The organism is Streptomyces glaucescens, assembly GCF_002154375.1.
Taxonomy (GTDB): Bacteria; Actinomycetota; Actinomycetes; order Streptomycetales; family Streptomycetaceae; genus Streptomyces; species Streptomyces glaucescens.
Window position 1 is genome coordinate 1 of the sequence record NZ_MUND01000851.1, and the last position, 2242, is coordinate 2242.

Below are 2242 nucleotides of genomic sequence, written 5' to 3' on the forward strand. Positions count from 1 at the left end.
GGTGCGGACCGGGCCGGGGCGATCGTCGCCGGCGTGCTGACGGCGGCCGGCGGGTACGTCGTGGGGAGTGTGCGGCCCCGCCCCGACGGGCCCGCACACTCCCCACGACGTACCCGCCGGCCGAGGGGGCGGGCGGATGACCGCTGACACCGGCGTGCCGGTCCTGATGTACCACGCGGTCGCCTCCGACCCGAACGACGCGACGCGCGCCCTCTCGGTCACCCCAGAGGCCTTCGCCGCCCAGATGGAGGTGATCGGCGACCTGGGCCTGACCCCGCTCACCACGGCCGGGCTGGCCGCCCGCTGGCGCGACCGCCGCCCGCTGCCGCCCCGCCCGGTCCTGGTCACCTTCGACGACGGCTACGCGGGCGTGCACCGGCACGCCCTGCCCGTGCTCGCCGGGCACGGCTTCCCGGCCACGCTGTTCGTCTCCACCGGCTGGCTCCGCGGCCCGTACGACACCGGCGGCGCCCTGGACACCATGCTCGACTGGCACCAGGTGCGCGAACTGGCCGACGCGGGAGTGGAGATCGGCGGTCACAGCCACAGCCATCCGCAGCTCGACCAGCTCGACGACGACGCCCTGCGGTTCGAGCTGACCCGCTGCCGCGACCTGGTCGCCGGTGAACTGGGCGCGCTTCCGGCGTCGTTCGCCTACCCGTACGGCTACTCCAGCCGCCGGGTGCGGCAGGAGGTGCGGGCGGCCGGGTTCGCGCAGGCACTCGCCGTCGGCAACGGGCTGGCCCGGCGCCGCCAGGGGCCGTACGCGCTGCGCCGGGTCACCGTGCGGCGCCGCACCCGCATCGAGGAGTTCGCCCGGCTGGTCGAGGGCCGCGCGATCGCCCGTACGTTCGCCACCGACCGTGCCCTGACCAAGGGGTACGCCGTGGTCCGCAGAGCCCGACAGGTCCGCCGGAAGGCCATCCGCACCCGTGTCTGACACGACCACCACAGCGCAGCCCGGCAGGTCCGCCGGACCGGAGGAGGCGACGCCCGGGCGGGCGGGCGGCGGCCAGTTGTTCCGCAACGCCTACGCGCTGATGCTCAACACGGGGATCTCCGCGGTGCTGGGGCTCGGGTTCTGGCTGGCGGCGGCCCGCTACTACTCCGAGTCGGCGGTCGGCCAGGGCTCCGCCGCGATCGCCGCGATGAAACTCCTCGCGGGCCTGACCGCGGTCACCCTGACCGGCGCCCTGGCCCGGTTCATCCCGGTCGCCGGGCGCACCACCGGGCGGCTCATCCTCCGCACCTACGCGGCCAGTTCGCTGGTGGTGGCGCTGGCGGCCGGGGGGTTCCTGCTGACGCTGGACCTGTTCGGGCCGTCGTACGGCTTCCTGGACGGACCGGTGAACGGGCTGGGTTTCATGGCCGCCGTGATCGCCTGGAACCTGCTCACCCTCCAGGACGGGGTGCTGACCGGGCTGCGCAGCGCGCTGTGGGTGCCGGTCGGCAACACCGCGTTCTCCGCGGTGAAGCTGGGCCTGCTGGTCGCGTGCGCGGCGGCCGTCCCGACGACCGGGGTCTTCGTGTCCTGGGTCGCGGCGATCGCCGTATCGGTCCTGCCGCTGGGCTGGCTGGTGCTGCGGCGGCTGGCGCCCCGGCACATGGCGGCCACCGGGGAGCACACCGCGCCGCCGTCCCTGAGGGAGGTCGGCCGGTTCCTCGCGGGCGACTGCACCGGCTCGCTGTTCTCGCTCGCCGTGGTCCACCTCGTCCCGGTGATCGTGGCCGCGCAGGTCGGTGCCGAGGACAACGCGTACTTCTACATCACCGTGACCATCGGCGGCACGGTCAACCTGCTCGCCGTCAACATGGGTGCCTCGCTGACCGTCGAGGGCTCCCACGACCCGGGGCGGCTCGCCGCCGACACCCGCGCGGCGCTGCGCCGGATGGCCCGGATCATGCTGCCGGTGTGCGCGGTGCTGTTCTTCGGCGCGCCCTGGATCCTCGGCGTGTTCGGCGCGGGCTACGCGGATGCGGCCACCCCGCTGCTGCGCTGCCTCGCGGTCGGTGCGCTGCTGCGCGTGGTGACGGAGACGTACTTCGCGGTGCTGCGCGCGCGGAGCCGCACGGCCGGGCTCGCCTGGCTCCAGGGCCTGCTGTGCGCCCTGGTGCTCGGGCTGACGCTGCTGCTGCTCCCCCGGATGGGCCTGACCGGCGCGGGCGTCGCGGAGATCGTCAGCCTCTCGGTGATCGTGGCGATCGCCGCGCCCCGGCTCTACCGGACGGTGCGGGCGGCACC

The 2242-nt window shown here is 75.0% G+C and carries 2 protein-coding genes; both read left to right on the forward strand.

The annotated features are described in order from the left end of the window. Positions 1-136 precede the first annotated feature (136 nt). Positions 137-940, forward strand: coding sequence for a polysaccharide deacetylase family protein (locus CCN42_RS38305; RefSeq protein WP_211294891.1), 804 nt, complete (start codon positions 137-139; stop codon positions 938-940). Next, on the forward strand, positions 933-2242 hold a 1310-nt coding region (locus CCN42_RS38310; RefSeq protein WP_422641255.1), incomplete at its 3' end, for a lipopolysaccharide biosynthesis protein. The genes CCN42_RS38305 and CCN42_RS38310, both read left to right, overlap by 8 nt.

What these genes read in the sequence shown, in the direction of transcription:
- CCN42_RS38305 (WP_211294891.1), top strand. Translation starts at nt 137, where the DNA reads ATGACCGCTGACACCGGCGTGCCGGTCCTGATGTACCACGCGGTCGCC.